The sequence below is a fragment of the Paraburkholderia sediminicola genome, assembly GCF_046026855.1.
Classification (GTDB): Bacteria; Pseudomonadota; Gammaproteobacteria; order Burkholderiales; family Burkholderiaceae; genus Paraburkholderia; species Paraburkholderia sediminicola_A.
This window is the reverse complement of sequence record NZ_JAQQET010000022.1, coordinates 106,365-125,102: the sequence shown is the minus strand read 5'-3', so window position 1 is coordinate 125,102 and position 18,738 is coordinate 106,365. Positions and strand designations below refer to the sequence as shown.

Here is an 18,738-nt window from a genome sequence, read left to right as displayed (position 1 = left end):
CTTACGACGCGTAGAAAATTCAAAAAGCGTCGCGCTTGCGCGGCGCTTTTTTCATTGTGTGCTCCGATTATCTTGTCTCTTTCCAACCGCAAAAAAGGGTTGCGCGCTGACGCGCCAGGAGTCCCGATGAACCTTCGACTCTCTTCCCTTCGGGCTATGTTTATGCATCAAGGTACGGGCCGGCTGACGGCAGCGGCCGCTTTGGCGCTCGCGCTGGCTGGCGCCGGCGTTGGTAGCGCAGTGGCAGCGCCTGGCGACGCCGCAAGCGCGCCGGAGGGCGCCTCCGTTTCCTACGCCGCCGGGAGTCAATATACGGTGCGGCCCGGGCAGTCGTTGAACGACGTGGCGATTGCCGTCACGCAATCGCACGACCGGGGAACGCTCGCACGCGCTTCGCGCGCGCTGTTCGACGCGAATCCGAATGCCTTCATGAGCCATGACCCGAGCCGGATGCGCATAGGCGCGCTGTTGACGATCCCAGCACTGGATGCGTCCGGCGCTCTGGCGGCTTCCGCGCCGGTTGCGGGATCTGCATCCGCCGCATCGTCGGCTGCGACGGCTACGGCTGCTTCCGCGCCGAACGCGGCGGTGGTCGGCGCTGCAGTTGGCGTCGCGAGCGGCGTGGCGCAGGTCAATGCCGCCGCTGCGAGCGCGGCAAGCGCCGCAGCTCGCGCTGTAGCGCCGGCCACGCCTGCGGTGTCGGGGGCGGCTAGCTCGACGGCTGAAGCAAGCCCGGCGACGCCGGGTAGCACGACAACGGCTGGTGCGGTCTCGACGGCGCCCGTAGCGGGCTCACAGGCTGCAGGCGCGTTGCCGGTGAGCGGTGCACATGTCTGGTCGGGCGCGATCCAGCCTTCGGCCAGCGAGCCTGCGGAAGGTGCGTCGGCGCCTGCCACAGCATCTGTTCCAGCGACGGCCACTGAACAGCCGGCATCGCAACCGCGTGCGCAGGTATCCAGCTTGCAGCAATTGCTTGCGCTGAAAAACCGCGTGCTGATGGAGTTGCAGAAACATGGCATCGGCGGTGCGCCGGTCGCAACAGTTACGCCTTCGACGCGCGGTGCGCAGCCGGCTGCTGGCGTTTCGTCTGCGGCGGCCGTTTCCGGTCATGGCGGCGCTGCGATTTCCACGTCGAATGACGTTGGCATCTCGCAGACGAATTTGAGCGTGGCAGCAGCGATCGGCGCGGCGTTGGTCGTGCTGCTGGCGGCTTTGCGCCTGCGTCGGCGTAAGCGTCCCGATGTTGCTGCGGCTGGAGGCTCGCTGGCGGAGGACGCAGCGGCAGCTTCCGCGCGGGCGGTTGGGCCGCAGCAGGATGTCGTTCCGACGCCCGAACAGGTGCCGGCGAGCGAAGCATCAGACGTGAGTGGCGAAGCGGCAGCGAGGCAGGCGGCCGCCCTGGTGGCGGCTGACCGCGAGACCGAGGAGCGTGAAGCGGCGGCGCGCGTGGCAGCGGAGCGTGAAGCGGAAATTCGCGAGGCGGCGGCGCGGGGAGCGGCTGCGCGTGAGGCAGCAGAGAACGCAGAAACCGAACGCACGGGGGCAGACCAAGCTGCAGCAGCGGAACGTGCGGCCGCAGAACAAGCCGCAACAAAACAAGCCGCGGCAGAGCACGAAGCCGCAGCTCACCAATCGTACACAGCCTTATCCGTACAAGACCCCAGCGCGCCCCAGCACGCGTGGCAGGAAAGCCACCCAGCGCCCGCATTCATCGAACCTGAGCAGCCGAGCCCGGACCTCGTTCCGGCCGCCCAAAGCGATTTCACGTCCGAACCGCTTCCCGCAACCCATCACGAAAATCTCGACGGAGCGACCACGGCTGCGAGCCTTGCAGCCGCCGCGGAACTCGGAGCTGAAGCTTTGCCGCTGACGTCGCTTGAACCGGTCAGCGAGACCTTCCAGCAAGAGGTGCCTGCGCACCGTCTGCAATGGGAGGACGAACCGGCATCGAGCGCGCCGGCCGCGCCGTTGGCCGAGCCGATGAATGAGCCGCTTGCCGAGTCGCGGAATCATCTCGATATCCCGCCACCGGTCATTGATTTCGCGCAACATCAGGTTGAGCCGCAACCGCAATCACACCAGCAAGTCGAAACCGCGACGCCCGATGGCGCACCGAATATCGAACCGGCAACCGTCGCGCAAAATCAGCCCGCGCCGTCCGTCCCGACCGGGTTCCCACGCGACGCCGTCGATGCATTCGGCAGTCTGGACATGTCATTGCCGCCGCGCGTCGAATCGACCGACGCAGCGGTGAGCACGCCCGGATCGCAGGCGGCACAGCCGGTTGCATCCCCGGAAACCGTTGCGCAGCAAGCTGTGGCACCGCACGATCCGGACGACACTCCGCACATCGCCGATGAAATCGCCGCCGGCACCGCAGGCCATGCTGCCGTTGCAGGCTTGGGCGCGGCCGGTTTCGGGGCGCTGAAGCTCGATTTCGACCTCGAATTGCCGCCGAGCTCGGCTCAGCCCTTGCCCGCCTTCACGCAGGCCGATCTCATCCGCATCGCCCGCAACAAGCTCGATCTGGCCGCCGAATATATCGACCTCGGCGATCTGTCCGGCGCGCGCACGCTCATTAACGAAGTGATCGAAGCGAACGATCCGGCCACGCGCGCCGACGCCCGCGCGCTGCTCTCGACGCTCGCGCCATTGTCGTGAAGCGTATTGCGCTAGGCATCCAGTACGACGGCTCGGCATTCTGCGGCTGGCAGTCGCAGTTGCACCGCAAGACCGTGCAGGACGAGCTTGAACGGGCGTTGCGCGAGTTCGCGCAAACGCCCGTTCAAACCGTTGTGGCTGGGCGGACGGATACGGGCGTGCACGGCCTTGGCCAGGTCGTGCACTTCGACACTGAACTCGACCGCACGGACTTTTCGTGGATCCGCGGCACCAACGCCTTCCTGCCGAAGACGATCGCCGTGCAGTGGGCCAAGCCGATGCCCGACGCGTTCCACGCGCGCTTTTCGGCGTTCGAACGGACCTATTACTACGTCCTGTACGTCCATCCGTTCCGCTCGCCGATGCAGGCTACGCGAGCCGGCTGGATACACACGCCGCTCGACGTCGACGCCATGCGGACCGCTGCCGCCCACCTGATCGGCGAGCACGATTTTTCGGCGTTCCGTTCATCGCAATGCCAAGCGAAAACACCGGTCAAGCATCTGTATCAGATCGACTTACGGCAACAGGGCGACTTCGTTCATTTCCGTTTTCGGGCGAACGCCTTCCTGCACCATATGGTGCGCAACCTGATGGGCTGTCTCGTCGATATCGGACGGGGACGCCATCCGGCCGAGTGGATGGCCGAGGTTCTCGCCAGCCGCGATCGCGACTGTGCCGCGCCGACCTTCATGCCTGACGGCCTGTACCTGGCGCAGGTGGGCTATCCTGAGCAATTCGCCGTGCCCGCGCCACAGACCGGCAGCGTGCCGTGGAGTACCGTATGGACCGAGCAAGCGCAAACATGAAATCGACCGAAAACCTGGCAGCCGAATCTAACGCCGGCGCGCAACAGCACGCCGCGCCGCATCGCACGCGTATCAAGCTGTGCGGCCTGTCGAAGCCCGAAGACGTGACCCAGGCGATCGACCTCGGCGCCGACGCGATCGGCCTCGTGTTCTATCCGCCGAGCTCGCGCTCGGTAAGCGTTGCGCAGGCCGTCGAGTTGGTGCACGACATCCCGCCGTTTGTGTCGGTAGTCGGCTTGTTCGTCAACGCTACGCCGGACTGGATTCGCGAAGTCGTTAGCAATGTCGGGCTCACGCTGCTGCAATTTCATGGCGACGAAAGCCCGGAGCAGTGCGAAACCCTTGCCGGAGTTGCGGGTTTGCCTTGGTTGCGCGCGTTGCGAGTCGCGGCGGATACTCAACCGGCAGATTTGGTAAAATCAGCGCTTAACTATTCAGCTGCCAGCGGCCTTCTGTTCGACACCCATGTCGAAGGCTATGGCGGCGGCGGGAAGGTTTTCGATTGGTCACTTATTCCAGCAGAGCTCGCGCGTCGGGCCGTTTTGAGTGGTGGGTTGAACGCGCAAAACGTCAGTGATGCGATCCATCGCGTGCGCCCGTACGCGGTCGATGTCTCGAGCGGCATCGAATTGCCGGGCGCCAGGGGCGTGAAAGATCACGCCCGGATGGCGGCGTTCGTACGCGCAGTGCGTGCGGCAGACGCTGAATGATTCAGGCGGCGCGGTTTTTTCATACGAAACCCGTGCGCCACACTGAGAAGAGTGATCACCATGTATAACTTGCCTGACGAAAGAGGCCATTTCGGCCAATATGGCGGCGTGTTCGTCGCTGAAACGCTGGTTCACGCACTCGACGAGCTGCGTGCCGCGTACGAGAAATATCAGAAAGACCCGGAATTCGTCGCCGAATACGAGCGCGAACTGAAGTATTTCGTGGGTCGTCCGTCCCCGATTTATCACGCGCAACGCTGGAGCGAAATGCTCGGCGGCGCGCAGGTTTTCCTCAAGCGTGAAGATTTGAATCACACCGGTGCTCACAAGATCAATAACGTGATCGGCCAGGCGCTGCTCGCAAAGCGCATGGGCAAGCCGCGCGTGATCGCGGAAACCGGCGCGGGCCAGCACGGCGTGGCGACCGCGACCATTGCGGCGCGCTTCGGCATGGAATGCGTGGTCTACATGGGCGAGGAAGACGTGCGCCGCCAGGCCGCCAACGTGTACCGGATGAAGCTGCTCGGCGCGACCGTCGTGCCCGTGTCGTCCGGCTCGCGCACGCTGAAAGACGCGCTCAATGAAGCGATGCGCGACTGGGTCACCAACGTCGAAAACACGTTCTACATCATCGGCACGGTGGCGGGACCGCATCCGTATCCGATGATGGTGCGCGACTTCCAGCGCGTGATCGGCGACGAGTGCAAGGTGCAGATGCCCGAGCTGGTCGGTCGCCAGCCGGACGCCGTGATTGCGTGCGTTGGCGGTGGTTCGAATGCAATGGGTATATTTTACCCGTACATTGACGACACTTCGGTGCAGCTGATTGGTGTCGAGCCAGCAGGCGATGGGATCGAAACCGGCCGGCACGCCGCCTCGCTGATCGCCGGCACGCCGGGTGTGCTGCACGGTAACCGCACGTATCTCCTGCAAGACGAGAATGGTCAGATCATCGAGACGCATTCGATCTCGGCCGGCTTGGACTATCCGGGCGTCGGCCCTGAGCACGCGTGGCTGAAAGACAGCAAGCGCGCGCAATATGTCAGCATCACCGACGAAGAAGCGCTCAAGGGCTTCCACGATTGCTGTCGTATCGAAGGCATTATTCCGGCACTGGAATCCAGCCATGCGCTGGCTTATGCCGCGAAGCTCGCGCCGACGTTGCCGAAGGACAAGGTTCTTCTGGTCAACCTGTCGGGCCGCGGCGACAAGGACATGCATACGGTCGCCGAGCGATCGGGCATTCAGTTCTGAGCGCCGCGACGATGCGCGACGAGTTCGACGAGCCGCAACCGGCGCTTGAAACTACCCCGGCCGCCGAGGTAGTGGCGGTCGAGGCACCTGCACTGTTTTTACCGCAGGTGCCCGCCGGTATCCGGCTGTTGAACCGCGATTTTCTGACCGATGTGGCGAACATCCCCGACGGGTCGATCGACCTGATCCTTTGCGATCCGCCTTATGGACTCGGCAAGGATTACGGCAACGACTCCGACATGCGCTCCGGCGAGGATTTCCTCGCCTGGACGCGTGGCTGGCTCGAGCTGGCTATTCCGAAGCTCAAGCCGTCGGGTTCGCTGTATATCTTCTGCACGTGGCAGTACGCACCGGAAATCTTCAGCTTCCTGAAGACAAAACTCACGATGATCAACGAAATCATCTGGGACCGGCGTGTGCCGAGCATGGGCGGAACCGTGCGCCGTTTCACTTCGGTGCACGACAACATCGGCTTTTTCGCGGTATCGAAAGAGTATTTTTTCGATCTCGATCCCGTCCGCATCCCGTACGATGCCGTCACGAAGAAGGCGCGTTCGCGTAAATTGTTCGAAGGCAGCAAGTGGCTGGAGCTTGGCTATAATCCGAAGGACGTCTGGTCGGTATCTCGACTGCATCGGCAACACGCCGAGCGCGTCGATCATCCGACTCAGAAGCCTCTGGAAATCGTCGAGCGGATGGTGCTGGCAAGTTGTCCGAAGGGCGGGCGCGTGCTCGACCCGTTCATGGGCAGCGGCACCACCGCAGTCGCTTGCGCTCGGCAGCAGCGCGAATTCGTCGGCTATGAGATCAATGAAAGTTACTGCGCAATAGCGCGCGAACGCGTTAGCGCGGCCGCGTCGGCGCCTACTGCTGCTCGCAAAACCCGCAAGATTGCGGGCAACGCTGAGCAGCAAACCGAGGCGCAATAAGCGCGCAGTAGCCCAAAATCCGAGAATATTCCATGTCCCGTATCAAGAACACATTTGCCGCGTTGTCCGCCCAGGGTAAGAAAGGCCTGATTCCGTTCATGACAGCCGGCGATCCGGATCCGGCGCGCACGGTCGAATTCATGCACGCGCTCGCCGCCGGCGGCGCCGACGTGATTGAACTAGGTGTGCCTTTTTCCGACCCGATGGCCGATGGCCCGGTGATCCAGCAATCGTCCGAACGCGCTTTGGCGCATGGTGTGTCGCTGCGCCACGTGCTGGCCGACGTGAAGCGCTTCCGCGAAACCGACGACAAGACGCCGGTGGTGCTGATGGGCTACGCCAATCCGATCGAACGCATGGGTACCGAAGCGTTTGCCAAGGCGGCGAAGGAAGCAGGGGTAGATGGTGTGCTGGTTGTCGATTATCCACCCGAAGAATGCGCTAACTTCGCTGAACAGATGCGATCTTCGGGCATCGATCCGATTTTTTTGCTTGCGCCCACTTCCACGGATGAACGCATCGCAGAAGTCGGCAAAATCGCCAGCGGCTACGTCTATTATGTGTCGTTGAAAGGCGTGACCGGTGCGGCAAATCTGGACGTTTCCAGCATCGCGAGTAAAATCCCGGCCATCAAGTCGCGCGTACCCCTTCCGGTGGGCGTCGGTTTCGGCATCCGTGACGCGCAAACGGCGCGTTCGGTGGCGGAAGTTTCCGATGCCGTCGTGATCGGCAGCCGTATCGTGCAATTGCTCGAACAAGCGGCGCCCGAAGCCGCCGCCGAGACGCTCACGCGCTTCATCGCTGAAGTGCGCGAGGCGCTGGATAGCGTCGCGACTGCCCGATAACAGTTATTTTTGTCGTCTGTAGTGTGAGCGGCGGGTTCGTCCCGCCGTTTGCGCAACCGTTGACCCCAGAAGGATTCAATATGAGCTGGCTCGATAAGCTGCTGCCGCCGAAAATCAAACAAACCGACCCGAAGAGCCGCAAGGGGATTCCGGAAGGCTTGTGGATCAAGTGCCCGTCGTGCGAAGCCGTGCTGTACCGCAATGACGTCGAGGCCAATCTGCACGTTTGCCCGAAGTGCGACCATCACATGCGCATCGGCGCGCGTGAGCGGCTCGACGGCCTGCTCGATCCGGAAGGCCGCTACGAAATCGGCCAGGAAATCGTCCCGGTCGACGCGCTCAAGTTCAAAGACAGCCGCAAGTACCCGGATCGCCTGAAAGAGGCGATGGACGACACCGACGAAACCGACGCGATGGTCGTCATGGGCGGTGCCATCCACACGCTGCCGGTGGTGGTCGCGTGCTTCGAGTTCTCGTTCATGGGCGGCTCGATGGGTTCGGTGGTCGGCGAGCGTTTCGCGCGCGGCGCACAGAACGCGCTCGAACAGAAAGTGCCGTTTATCTGCTTCACCGCTTCGGGCGGCGCGCGGATGCAGGAAAGCTTGCTTTCGCTGATGCAGATGGCGAAGACCACGGCCATGCTGACCAGGCTCGCCGAAGCCAAGCTGCCGTTCATTTCCGTGCTGACCGATCCAACCATGGGCGGCGTGTCGGCGAGTTTCGCGTTCCTGGGCGACGTGGTGATCGCCGAGCCGAAGGCGCTGATCGGTTTCGCCGGCCCGCGCGTGATCGAACAAACTGTGCGCGAAAAGCTGCCGGAAGGCTTCCAGCGCGCCGAATTCCTGCTGACCAAGGGCGCAGTCGACATGATCGTCGATCGTCGCAAGCTGCGTGAAGAGATCGCGCAATTGATGGCGCTCCTCAGCCATCAACCGGCTGACGCAGTCGCTTAAGTCACAGCGCAGTCCGATTCAGCGCCGTGCCGCTCCAGGCGCGGCTGCCGTCAAGAAAAGCAGTAAATAAACCAGCGCGCCGCGAGAGTCATCAAGCGGCGCGCTGTCATTTCCGGGATAATCACGATCTCGCAACGCAGCACAGATTCACTCGATGACCACATTCCCCACCCTCGACGCGTGGCTCACGCACCTTGAATCCGCGCATCCGGTCGGCATCGACATGGGATTGGGGCGCATCACGCAGGTACGTGACGCGATGCAGTTGTCGTTCGCCTGCCCGATCATCTCGGTCGGCGGCACGAACGGCAAGGGGTCGACCTGCGCGATCCTCGAATCGATTTTGCTGCGCGCGGGCTTCACGGTCGGCTGCCACACGTCGCCGCATCTGCTGTCGTTCAATGAGCGGGCCCGAGTGAACGGCGAAATGGCCAGCGACGCGAATCTTCTGCCGCACTTCGAAGCTGTCGAAGCCGCGCGCCTGAGTCTCGCCGAACCGGTCACGTTGACCTACTTCGAATTTACGACGCTGGCGATCATGAGCCTGTTCGCCTCGCGCGAGTTCGACGCGGTGATCTTCGAAGTCGGGCTGGGCGGCCGCCTCGACGCGGTCAACATTCTCGACGCGGACTGCGCGATCATCACGAGTATCGATATCGATCACACCGATTACCTCGGCGACACGCGCGAAAAAATCGCCTTCGAAAAAGCCGGCATTTTCCGCCCGGGTAAGCCGGCGATCTGCGCCGATCCGGTGCCGCCGCAAACATTGATCGACCACGCCGAAAAAATCGGCGCCGAACTGTGGCTATTTGGCCGTGATTTCCGCTATGAAGGGCAGGCAGGCAGCGAGCGCCAGCAATGGAGCTACGTGGGCCCGACGATGCGCCGTTCCTCGCTCGCCTATCCGGCATTGCGCGGCGCGAATCAGTTGATCAACACGTCGGCAGCCCTAGCGGGACTCGAAGCGCTGCGCGATCGTCTACCCGTATCGGCGCAGGACATCCGGCTCGGCCTCGCCAACGTCGAACTGCCGGGGCGCTTCCAGGTGCTGCCCGGCAAGCCGGCCGTCGTGCTCGACGTCGGTCACAATCCGCACGCGGCGGCGGTGTTGACGCAAAACCTTGGCAATATGGGCTTTTTCCCGTACACCTACGCCGTGTTCGGCGCGATGCGCGACAAGGACATTGCTGGCGTTTTGTCCCATCTGAAAGGCGAAATTGACCACTGGTGCGTGACCGATCTGCCGACCCCGCGTGCGGCTTCGGCGGAAGAACTCGAAGCGGTCTTGCGCGAGCAGGGCGTAAGCGAGGGCAACGACAGCAGCGTGACGCGCTACGCAACACCGGCAGAGGCTTTCCAAGACGCGCTAAAACGAGCGTCAGAGAATGATAGAATCGTGGTTTTCGGCAGTTTCTATACGGTTGCAGGCGTAATGGCCTACCGTAAATCGCAGCAACACTGAACGGGCGCCAGGCTCGAACCAAGCGATTCATGGGAATTTTCTCGTTCGGCAAGAAAGACGACGCGCCCACCCGGCGCGGCGCAAACACCAGTTCCACTCGGGCCGCCCGTGGCGAACGCGTGGAGCGGCGAACCCGCCGCACGGAGCGCACCGTGGATGCCGATGCGATGCTGCTCGACCCTACGTTGCCTGAAAAGCAGCGTGCGCGGCGCAGGCTCGTCGGCGCGATCGCACTGGTTGTCGCCGCGGTGGTGGTCCTGCCTATGGTGCTGGATTCGCATCCAAAGCCCGTCACGGACGACATCTCGATCGACATTCCAAGCCGCCCCGCGCCGAAGGTCGCCAAGACCGACGAAGACACGCAGGCCGGCGTAGCACCGGATAACCCAGCGCCTGACGCGGCACTTGCCGCTTCCGGTCTTGCGCCGACAACGGCAGCCACGCAAGGCCAGTCCGGCGCAGCCAAACAGCAGAGCGCGGCTACGGGTGCCGCGCCCGCAGCCAGGCCGGCAGTGAAGCCGCAAGCGCCGGCCGTTGCCGCCAATACGGCGCCTGCAGCGCCAGCCAAACCGGCCAAGCCGACCAACGCGCCCGCCACGCAAAGCGCCGCGAACGTTCCAGCTCCGAGCGAAGACAGCGCGAATACCGCCGCCGCAGGCGCGGACGCCAATTCCGGTACGCCGGCATCGCCGCCGGGCAGCCGTTTTGCCGTCCAGCTAGGCGCGTTTGCGAATGACGCCAACGCACGTAATTGGGCCGCCAAGTTGAAAGCGGCCGGTGTGCCTGCATATACAGAACATCGGAAACAGGCTGACGGCTCGACACTTACCCTACTGCGCGCCGGTCCGTTCGCTGACCGGGCAGCGGCTAGCGCCGCGATTGCGAAGGTTCGTGAGACCGGCTTGACGTCGGGCGCGAACAGCGGCGCTGCACAGTAAGCGAGCGATGTTCACTGCCTTCGACTACGCTGTAATGGCGGTGATCGGTTTGTCGGCCTTGCGCGGCACATGGCGCGGCTTTTTGTCCGAGGTATTCGGGCTGATTGGCTGGATCGCGGCATTTTTCATTGCTTGCCGCTTCGTCGGTTATGTCGTGCCATTTATCCCTGCCACGTGGCCGGGCGGCGCGCTGACCCAGTGGCTTCTGGCGTTCGCGCTGCTGGTGATAGGCGTGGTGCTGGTGGCAAGCGTACTGAACGCGTTGCTGAGCCGCATTGTGCAGGCAACCGGCTTGAGCGGCGTGGACCGCTCGCTCGGTTTGATGTTCGGCCTCGTGCGCGGGGTCATTCTGGTGCTGATTCTGGTCGCCCTTGCAGGCTTGACCGAACTGCCCCAACAGGAATTCTGGCGCAACGCCTTGCTTCGACCCTATGCGGTTGAGGGCGTGCACGTAATGAAACCGCTGCTTCCCGAGACGCTCGCTGCCTACGTCCGCGTGTGACGATCAGGTGAACGGTTAAGGGAGCGCAGCAGGACTCCGGCGCAATCCGGTTGCCTCTATGCACCGTCGCGTACCATCGCGTACCCTCGCGCAGCATCTTTGGCACCGGCCGCCGTTACGAATTTCGTACCTTTGAAGGACATGCCATGTGCGGCATCGTAGGCGTAGTTTCCCATTCTCCGGTCAATCAGGTGATCTATGACAGCCTGCTGCTTCTGCAGCATCGCGGTCAGGACGCCGCCGGCATCGCGACCGCGAACGGCAGCAACTTCCACATGCACAAGGCCAACGGCATGGTGCGCGACGTGTTCCGCACGCGCAACATGCGCAGCCTGCCCGGCACGACCGGTATCGGCCAGGTCCGTTACCCGACCGCTGGTTCTGCATCGAGCGAAGAAGAGGCCCAGCCGTTCTACGTGAATGCGCCGTTCGGCATCATCCTCGCGCATAACGGCAATCTGACCAATTGGCAGCAACTGAAAGATGAGATGTTCCGCATCGATCGCCGCCACATCAATACCAATTCCGACACCGAAGTGATGCTCAACGTGCTCGCGCACGAATTGCAGCTGTCCAGTTCGAGCCTGCAACTCGATCCGGCTGCGCTGTTCAAGGCGGTGTCGGGTGTGCATCGCCGGGTGCGCGGTTCGTACGCGATCGTGTCGCTGATTGCTGGCTACGGTTTGCTCGGCTTTCGCGACCCGTTCGGCATTCGCCCGCTGTGCCTCGGCAAGCAGGAAACGCCGGAAGGCGTCGAGTGGATCCTGGCATCGGAATCCGTCGCGATCGAAGGTATTGGTTTCGAATTTGTGCGTGACATTGCGCCGGGCGAAGCGATTTTCATCGACCTCGAGGGCAATTTGCACTCGCAGCAATGCGCGACGAATCCGAGCCTGAATCCGTGCATTTTCGAACTCGTATATCTCGCGCGTCCGGACTCGGTGCTCGACGGCGTGCCGGTCTACAACGTGCGTCTGCGCATGGGCGATTACCTCGCCGAGAAGATCAGGCGTGAATTACCCGACGTCCCAATCGACGTCGTGATGCCGATTCCCGACTCGTCACGTCCGGCCGCGATGCAGGTCGCGAAGAAGCTGGGCGTTGAGTATCGCGAAGGCTTCTTCAAGAACCGTTACGTAGGCCGCACCTTTATCATGCCGGGCCAGGCGATGCGCAAGAAGTCCGTGCGCCAGAAGCTGAACGCCATGGGCATCGAGTTCAAGGGCAAGAACGTGCTGATCGTCGACGATTCGATCGTGCGCGGCACCACCTCGCACGAAATCGTGCAGATGGCACGCGATGCCGGCGCGAACAAGGTGATCTTCGCTTCGGCGGCGCCGCCGGTGAAGTACCCGAACGTCTACGGTATCGATATGCCCACGCGCGGTGAACTCGTCGCACATGGCCGCACGGACGATGAAGTCGCGCGCATGATCGGCGCGGACTATCTCGTTTATCAGGACGTTGACGCCCTGAAGCAGGCGGTGCGCGATATCAACCCGGCGCTGAAGGAATTCGAAGCTTCGTGCTTCGACGGCAACTACGTGACCGGCGATATCACCACGGAATACCTCGACCGCATCGAAACCGCGCGTCTCGCACCGTCCTCGCAATCGGACCGCGACGCCGCGAGCGACGCGGCCGAGGGCGGCCCGGCACGTTCGCAACTGCATCTGCAATTGTCGGTTGGTTGAAGCAATCCCGCGTGCGGTGTGCCAAGTCATTGGCCCGCTGCACGCCATGCCGCGAGCGTGTTAGCATAATGGCTTGCGTCGATTTGATCTCAGCTTGCGGACGCGGGGCAACCCAAAACAGCTAAAGCGAATGGTGGAAAAGCCGCAGTCATCCGCCTCCGCTCCAGCTTTCCCCCGCACATGAAGCCCGCTTATGCCGACGCAAAAGCGGGCTTTTTTGTTGCTGCCGTTTGGCGTGATGCGCTCCTTTCATGTGAGCCGTAGACGCTGAACCCAGCCATGGAACATTGGAAACCAGAACGAATATGGACGACTCCCTGAACTTCGATACGCTGGCAGTCCGCTCGGGCACAGTGCGCAGCGACTTCAACGAACATTCGGAAGCGATTTTCCTGACGTCGAGCTTCGTCTTCGCGAGTGCCGCGGACGCCGCCGAAAAATTCAAGAATTCCGAAGACAACTACACTTATTCGCGCTTCACGAACCCGACCGTCTCGATGTTCCAGGACCGTCTGGCGGCGCTCGAAGGCGGCGAAGCATGCATGGCCACGGCTTCGGGGATGGCCGCGATCATGTCGGTGGTGATGTCGGTGCTGCAGGCCGGCGACCATCTGGTCAGCTCGCAAGCGCTGTTCGGCTCGACGCTCGGCATGTTCTCGCAGATCTTCAGCAAGTTCGGCATTACGACCGCTTTTGTCGATCCGACCGATCTGGACGCGTGGAAAAACGCCGTGCGCCCGGAGACGAAGATGTTCTTTCTCGAAACGCCTTCGAACCCGCTGACCGAAGTCGCCGATATCGAAGCGATCAGCAAGATCGCGAAGGCGGCCAATGCGATATTCGTGGTCGACAACTGCTTCTGTAGCCCGGCTTTGCAGCAGCCGTTGAAGCTCGGCGCGGACGTGGTGATGCATTCGGCCACCAAGTTCCTCGACGGCCAAGGGCGTGTGCTTGGCGGCGCGCTGGTCGGCTCGAAGAAATTCATCATGGAAAAGGTGTTCCCATTCGTGCGCAGTGCCGGGCCGACCTTGTCCGCGTTCAATGCATGGGTGCTGTTGAAGGGCATGGAAACGCTGTCGCTGCGCGTCGAAAAGCAGTCGGAGAATGCGCTCGAAATCGCGCGCTGGCTTGAAACGCATCCGGCCGTGAACCGCGTGTTCTACCCGGGGCTCGAATCGCATCCGCAGCACGCGTTGGCGATGCGTCAGCAGAAGGCGGGCGGCGCGATCCTGTCGTTCGAGTTGAAGGGCGACACGCCCGAGCAGATGCGCGCGAATGCCTGGCGCGTGATTGACAGCACGAAGATCTGCTCGATCACCGGCAATCTCGGCGATACGCGTACCACCATCACGCATCCGGCTACGACCACACACGGTCGCGTGACGCCTGAGGCGCGAGCGGCGGCAGGTATCAGCGAAGGCCTGATCCGTCTCGCAGTGGGTCTGGAAAACGCCGGCGATATCCGCGGCGATCTGGAGCGCGGGTTGGCGGGTTAATAACGCATGGCAGGTGCAGCTGGAAGAAGGAAACGCGGGCTGCCTTCTCAGGTGGCTCGCGGATTGCACAAACTCAATGGCGCAACGCGCGCCATTGACCGGGCGCTAGCCCGAAACGCCGCGTGAAAGCGTGCGTGTAGGCGCTCTGATCTCCAAAGCCGATTTCCAACGCGATATCGCTGAGCGACAGGCGTGGATCGGACAGCAAGCCAAGCGACGTATCGAGCCGCAGTCGCTGCAAATAGCGATGAGGTGTTTCGCCGAAAGCGTCGATAAAAAGCTGATGAAAGCGCCGCATGCCGAAGCCGCAGTGCGTGGCAAGGTCGGCGATACGCAGTGGCTCCGACAGATGCGCGCGCAGCCAGCAGTCGATGCGTGCGAAGTCGAGGCCGGCGCCATACGCCTGCGCGCCGGCCACTGTGCCGGTATCGGCCACCAACGCCGCGCCTAATCGTGCGGCTGCATCCCATTGAAAACGCCGGGTGTCCAGATCGCCCGCTTGAGCGCCGCCCGTGGCGCGCGCCGCAATTCGATGCACAAGTTGCGTGAGCGAGGGATCCACCGTCACTGCCCGCGCGCGGTCGAATAGACGTTCCGGCACGGCCAGCGAGGCGGCCGGCAGATCCAGCACCAATTGCCGGTTCTCGCCAATGCCCGCGTAGTCGTGCCGCGCCCCGGCCGGGATGAGCCAGGCGGAGCGGGCGTCGATCTGATGCGCGACGCCGTCTACCGCCATCACCATCGCGCCGTCCAGTCCGAGCACGACCTGGTGAAAGTCGTGCACGTCCGACGCTTCGACCGCGCCGTAACGGCGCAGCGAAACGCCAGGTGCGGTGACGGCGGCGTGACCCATTGGCGAAGCCCGATTACAAAACAGCGAAAACTTAGACGTCGAGCAGTTCGACTTCGAACACGAGCGTTGCATTCGGCGGAATCACGCCGCCTGCGCCACGCACGCCGTAGCCGAGTTGCGGCGGAATCGTCAGCTTGCGCGTGCCGCCGACCTTCATGCCTTGCACGCCTTCGTCCCAGCCCTTGATGACCATGCCGCCGCCCAGCACGAACGCGAACGGGTCGTTGCGGTCCTTGCTCGAGTCAAACTTCTGGCCGTCGGTCAGCCAGCCCGTGTAGTGCACGCTGACGGTCTTGCCGGCAACCGCTTCGGCGCCGTTGCCTTCAACGATGTCTTCGTATTTCAGGCCGGATTCGGTAGTCACAGTCGACATGTGTTGCTCCTTAGGTCAAATTGTAAAAACCGACATTGTAGGCGTGTTGGCGTCGTGTCGCCCAGGATTGCCGCGTGGCATGCGGTTTGCGTCCATGTTGGCTGTCCGGCCAGGCTGGTTGCGCCGGGCGGCATGCCTATAATGGGGTTTCTTTTAACATTTCATGCACCGCCTGAGAGGGCTCGATCGTGACAACGTCATCCACCGGGACCACTGGCGCAAAGCCGGTTCTTTCCGGCTTCGCCGTATCCGAACGCACCGCACACCTGCGCGCGGAAACCGCGCTGTTCATGCGCGACCATGTGCTGTCGCTGGTGTCGCACGACCTGCGTGGTCCGCTGAACGCCATCCATAGCTGGGCTTACGTGCTCGAGCGCAAGCTCGATGCGAACGACCCCAATTCGCAGCGGGCCGTCACCGGAATTCGCAACGGCGTGGACCAGCAGGTGAAGTTGCTGGAAACGATCGTCGACGCCGTGCGTGCAGAAACCAAATCGCTGGCGCTCGCCTATGCGCCGTTTCCGCTGCACCCGCTGCTCGATGAAACCGTTGAAGAAGTCCGCTCCGGACTGGCTCGCGCGCGTGGCGTCGAGCTCACGCTCGAGTCGCAACTTGCTACCGAGCAGCTCAACGGCGATCGTGAGCGTCTGGCCGCCGCGCTGTGGGTGATGCTCACGTTTGCCGTCGAAGCGAGCGCGGAGGGCGCCGCAGTCACGCTGGCAACACGCGCGGACGCCACCAGGTGGTACGCCACCGTCACCTTCAATCAGAGCGCCGCTGCATTGGAGGATCCTTTGGTGCCTCATTTGCTCGAAGCCTTTGCCCGCAAACAGGCGCGTGAACCGCGCGAAGCCAAACGGATCGCGTGGGTATTCGCGCTGTGCAAGCGCGTTGCGGAAGCGCACGGCGGCAGTTTCGAGCAAAGCGACGCGGCTGAAAGCGAAACGGCTACGCTCGCGTTGCATGTGCCGCTGAGTGCCACGACAGCAACGTGAGCGGTGGCTGTCGCGCGTTCCTGTACGCGATTAACTTTCACCAGGCTTTCACCCTCTATACTGACAACTTTTGTTGCCGGAGCCCTTCGCTTTGATCCAGGTTGTCGCCCTTATTGGTGCATTGCTTCTCGTTGCCCTCAACGGTTTTTTTGTCGCCGCCGAATTCGGTCTGGTGAAGCTGCGGCAGACGCGCGTGCAGAGCCTCGCGGCCCGGCATGGCATGCGTGGGCGTCTACTGGCTAAGGTGCACGGACGACTCGACGCATATCTGTCGGCCTGTCAGCTCGGTATTACGCTGGCGTCGCTGGGGCTTGGCTGGATCGGCGAGCCGGCGTTCGCGGAACTGCTCACGCCGGTCTTCAGCCTGCTTGGCGTGGAATCGGAAAAGTTGATTCACGGCATCTCGCTGTTCTTCGCGTTCTCGTGTATTTCGTTCCTGCACATCGTGGTGGGCGAGCTGGCGCCAAAGTCGCTGGCGATTCGCGAGGCGGAGAAGGTTTCGCTGTGGGCCGCCACGCCGCTGTATGGCTTCTACTGGGCGATGTATCCGGCGATCTGGGTGCTCAACTCGAGCGCCAACGCGGTATTGAAGCTCGCAGGCCTCGACGCGGACCATGGTCACGATTCGCATTACTCGACCGACGAACTCAAGCTGATCTTGCGTGGCCGCCGCGCCAACGTCGCGACTGAGCTCGGTTCGCCGGACGGCGCATACAGCCAGGACGAATGGAACACGATTGCGCATTCGCTGGATTTTTCGCGCATGACTGTCTCCGATCTGATGCGGCCGTCCTATGAAATGGTTGGCCTGCGGCGCGATTTGCCGTTGCGCGAAAACATGCAGGTCGTGGCGCGTCACCGCTTCAGCCGCTATCCCTTGTTCGAAGACGCGTCGGGTGAGCGCGTGGCCGGCATGATCCACTTGAAGGACTTGTTGCTGGCGCGGCACGCGGGCAGCACGCTCGAGGACCTCTCCAAATATGCGCGGCCCGTGCAGTATGTGAAGCCGGACATGCCCGCGCTCGAACTGTTTCGCCGCTTTCGCAAGGGTGCGCCGCACTTCGCGCTGGTTGGCCACAAGAACTCGAAGCCGATCGGTTTCCTGACGCTGGACAATCTGCTCGGCGCGCTGGTTGGGCAGATTCACGACGAATTCCGCCAGGGCGACGCCGACTGGACGCGTATGGACGACGGCACGTTGATGGGCAAGGGCAGTTTGCCGGTGGTGTCGCTGGAACGCGCGTTGGGAATCGACATCGACGAGGGCAAGGCAGAATCGGTCGGTGGCCTCGTAATCCAGGCCCTCAATGATCTGCCTACCGAAGGGCAGCGTGTTGAATTCGATCGCTTCGACGTGGTGGTCAAGAAGATGAAGGGGCCGCGGATTGTGCTCGTGCGCGTTTATCCGAAGACCTTCGACGATGAAGGCGGTTGAAGGGCTTCTGTGCTGAGCCCGTCCCAAGTCTATTGAAACATTGCTCGAGTAAAATTGTCGTCCATACGACCGGGGGGCGACATGGGATATTTGCTGGTGCTGTGCGTCGGTTTGCTTGCTGGCACGTTGAGCGGCGTGATCGGCACGGGCTCGTCGATGATGCTGATGCCTGTTCTCGTGATGCTGTTTGGTCCGCAGCAGGCGGTGCCGATCATGGCGATCGCCGCGATCATGGGCAACTTCGGAAAGATCATTGCGTGGTGGCGCGAGATCGACTGGCGGGCTTGCGGCGCTTATTGCGTGACTGCGGTTCCGGGCGCCGCGCTGGGCGTGCGAACGCTTCTTGCGTTGCCGCCGCATGCGGTCGAACTCGCGTTGGGGCTGTTTTTTGTCGCGATGGTGCCGACCCGGCGCTGGCTGGCGCGGCGAGCGATCAAGTTTTCTTTGTGGCAGCTTTCGCTGATCGGCGGCGTGGTGGGTTTTCTCACCGGCATCGTCGTTTCTACCGGGCCGATCACAGTGCCCGTGTTTATGTCGTATGGCCTTGTTAAAGGCGCCTTTCTCGCGACCGAAGCGGCTGGCTCACTGGCTGTCTACGGCACCAAAGTCGCGGTTTTCAATCATTTCGGCGCATTGCCATTGCATGTGGTGATCGACGGTTTGATCACGGGCTCGGCACTCATGATCGGCTCCTTTTCCGCGCGGCTGATTGTGGTTCGGATGAGCCCTGCGGTTTTCAAGCTTGTCGTTGACGGGTTGATGTTGTCTTCGGGCGTTTCGTTGCTGTGGGCAGCAGGGCGATAGGGGTTTTTTTGCGAGAGGCATG

The 18,738-nt window shown here is 62.5% G+C and carries 17 protein-coding genes; 15 read left to right on the top strand and 2 right to left on the bottom strand.

Annotation, left to right across the window (positions count from 1 at the left end; genetic code table 11):
* Positions 1 to 126 precede the first annotated feature (126 nt).
* The 12 genes from PQR40_RS23915 to PQR40_RS23860 all read left to right on the top strand — a co-directional run bounded on the left by PQR40_RS23915 (position 127) and on the right by PQR40_RS23860 (position 14,256).
* The gene (locus PQR40_RS23915) at positions 127 to 2,661 is read left to right on the top strand and encodes a motility hub landmark protein FimV (protein WP_408509980.1); all 2,535 of its coding nucleotides are present in this window, start codon (positions 127 to 129) and stop codon (positions 2,659 to 2,661) included.
* Entirely contained in the window at positions 2,658 to 3,470 is an 813-nt protein-coding gene (gene truA / locus PQR40_RS23910) for a tRNA pseudouridine(38-40) synthase TruA (protein ID WP_408231121.1), read from the top strand. Before PQR40_RS23915 ends, truA begins: the two co-directional genes overlap by 4 nt.
* Positions 3,467 to 4,180 (top strand): phosphoribosylanthranilate isomerase, encoded by a 714-nt coding sequence (locus PQR40_RS23905; RefSeq protein WP_408340110.1) that lies wholly within the window; start codon positions 3,467 to 3,469, stop codon positions 4,178 to 4,180. The genes truA and PQR40_RS23905 overlap by 4 nt, the downstream gene beginning before the upstream one ends.
* A gap of 60 nt (positions 4,181 to 4,240) precedes the next feature.
* Positions 4,241 to 5,434, top strand: coding sequence for a tryptophan synthase subunit beta (gene trpB, locus PQR40_RS23900; protein WP_408231115.1), 1,194 nt, complete (start codon positions 4,241 to 4,243; stop codon positions 5,432 to 5,434).
* 11 nt (positions 5,435 to 5,445) lie between these two features.
* On the top strand, positions 5,446 to 6,363 hold the full coding sequence (locus tag PQR40_RS23895) for a DNA-methyltransferase (RefSeq protein ID WP_408340112.1): 918 nt from the start codon (positions 5,446 to 5,448) through the stop codon (positions 6,361 to 6,363).
* A 32-nt stretch (positions 6,364 to 6,395) separates the two neighbouring features.
* Complete coding sequence (trpA, locus tag PQR40_RS23890; protein ID WP_408340114.1) at positions 6,396 to 7,208, top strand: tryptophan synthase subunit alpha; 813 nt, start codon at positions 6,396 to 6,398, stop codon at positions 7,206 to 7,208.
* A gap of 80 nt (positions 7,209 to 7,288) precedes the next feature.
* Positions 7,289 to 8,161: an acetyl-CoA carboxylase, carboxyltransferase subunit beta gene (gene accD, locus PQR40_RS23885; protein WP_120348788.1), complete on the top strand. Its 873-nt coding sequence runs from the start codon at positions 7,289 to 7,291 to the stop codon at positions 8,159 to 8,161.
* Positions 8,162 to 8,315: 154 nt separating this feature from the next.
* The gene (gene folC, locus PQR40_RS23880) at positions 8,316 to 9,626 is read left to right on the top strand and encodes a bifunctional tetrahydrofolate synthase/dihydrofolate synthase (protein ID WP_408509979.1); all 1,311 of its coding nucleotides are present in this window, start codon (positions 8,316 to 8,318) and stop codon (positions 9,624 to 9,626) included.
* 29 nt (positions 9,627 to 9,655) lie between these two features.
* Positions 9,656 to 10,564: an SPOR domain-containing protein gene (locus PQR40_RS23875; RefSeq protein WP_408231102.1), complete on the top strand. Its 909-nt coding sequence runs from the start codon at positions 9,656 to 9,658 to the stop codon at positions 10,562 to 10,564.
* A 7-nt stretch (positions 10,565 to 10,571) separates the two neighbouring features.
* Positions 10,572 to 11,066: a CvpA family protein gene (locus PQR40_RS23870; protein WP_408340118.1), complete on the top strand. Its 495-nt coding sequence runs from the start codon at positions 10,572 to 10,574 to the stop codon at positions 11,064 to 11,066.
* A 146-nt stretch (positions 11,067 to 11,212) separates the two neighbouring features.
* Positions 11,213 to 12,760 (top strand): amidophosphoribosyltransferase, encoded by a 1,548-nt coding sequence (gene purF, locus PQR40_RS23865; RefSeq protein ID WP_408231096.1) that lies wholly within the window; start codon positions 11,213 to 11,215, stop codon positions 12,758 to 12,760.
* 305 nt (positions 12,761 to 13,065) lie between these two features.
* Positions 13,066 to 14,256: an O-succinylhomoserine sulfhydrylase gene (locus PQR40_RS23860; RefSeq protein WP_408509978.1), complete on the top strand. Its 1,191-nt coding sequence runs from the start codon at positions 13,066 to 13,068 to the stop codon at positions 14,254 to 14,256.
* Positions 14,257 to 14,329: 73 nt separating this feature from the next.
* On the opposite strand, the gene PQR40_RS23855 is transcribed toward PQR40_RS23860, so the two are convergent.
* A complete protein-coding gene (locus PQR40_RS23855) occupies positions 14,330 to 15,109 on the bottom strand; it encodes an AraC family transcriptional regulator (RefSeq protein WP_408509977.1) in 780 nt (259 codons plus the stop codon).
* A gap of 31 nt (positions 15,110 to 15,140) precedes the next feature.
* Positions 15,141 to 15,482 (bottom strand): FKBP-type peptidyl-prolyl cis-trans isomerase, encoded by a 342-nt coding sequence (locus PQR40_RS23850; protein WP_408208184.1) that lies wholly within the window; start codon positions 15,480 to 15,482, stop codon positions 15,141 to 15,143.
* Between the two features lie 188 nt (positions 15,483 to 15,670).
* On the opposite strand from PQR40_RS23850, the gene PQR40_RS23845 reads away from it, so the two are divergent.
* From PQR40_RS23845 to PQR40_RS23835, 3 genes are all read left to right on the top strand, one after another.
* Positions 15,671 to 16,477, top strand: coding sequence for a sensor histidine kinase (locus PQR40_RS23845; RefSeq protein ID WP_408509976.1), 807 nt, complete (start codon positions 15,671 to 15,673; stop codon positions 16,475 to 16,477).
* Between the two features lie 91 nt (positions 16,478 to 16,568).
* Entirely contained in the window at positions 16,569 to 17,912 is a 1,344-nt protein-coding gene (locus PQR40_RS23840) for a hemolysin family protein (protein WP_408231086.1), read from the top strand.
* A gap of 81 nt (positions 17,913 to 17,993) precedes the next feature.
* Positions 17,994 to 18,716, top strand: coding sequence for a sulfite exporter TauE/SafE family protein (locus PQR40_RS23835; protein ID WP_408231083.1), 723 nt, complete (start codon positions 17,994 to 17,996; stop codon positions 18,714 to 18,716).
* Positions 18,717 to 18,738: the final 22 nt, after the last annotated feature.